The sequence below is a fragment of the Streptomyces sp. DH12 genome (assembly GCF_020873895.1).
In the GTDB taxonomy this organism is placed as follows: Bacteria; Actinomycetota; Actinomycetes; order Streptomycetales; family Streptomycetaceae; genus Streptomyces.
Genome location: NZ_JAHWGT010001166.1, coordinates 1 through 441 on the forward strand (window position 1 = coordinate 1; position 441 = coordinate 441).

Consider the following 441-nt stretch of genomic DNA (forward strand, 5'->3'; position numbering starts at 1 on the left):
GGTCACAGGTGGGCCGACCTGACGCTTCGTCGCCCAGGTCGGCAGGGGCGCGGGGGCCCTGAGCCCTCGCACGCCGCAGGTCCCGAACCGGCCGCGATCATGGCCGAGTTGAGTCCCCGGCCGCACGAATGGCCGAGTCACGTCCCCGGGCGCGCCGGGCAACCGCCCCGTGGCCTGGGGGACGAGCCGTCGCCCGGACTACAGCGGCACGATGTCCGGCGCCCCGAGCCGGGCCGCGTCCGCGGTCAGGTCGTCGGGCTGCCGCTGCGACTCCCGCTCGGCCTCCACCCGCTTCTCGTAGTGCTGCACCTCGCGGTCGATCTGGCCGCTGTCCCAGCCCAGCACGGGCGCCATCAGCTCGGCGGCCTCGCGTGCGCTGCGCGTGCCCCGGTCGAACGTCTCGATGGATATGCGGGTGCGCCGGGTCAGCACGTCCTCCAG

1 protein-coding gene is annotated in these 441 nt (G+C 75.1%); it reads right to left on the bottom strand.

Annotation, left to right across the window (positions count from 1 at the left end):
* Positions 1-198: 198 nt before the first annotated feature.
* Positions 199-441: glycerol-3-phosphate dehydrogenase C-terminal domain-containing protein (locus tag LPA54_RS39065; RefSeq protein ID WP_306806635.1), on the bottom strand; the 243-nt coding region annotated here is incomplete at its 5' end.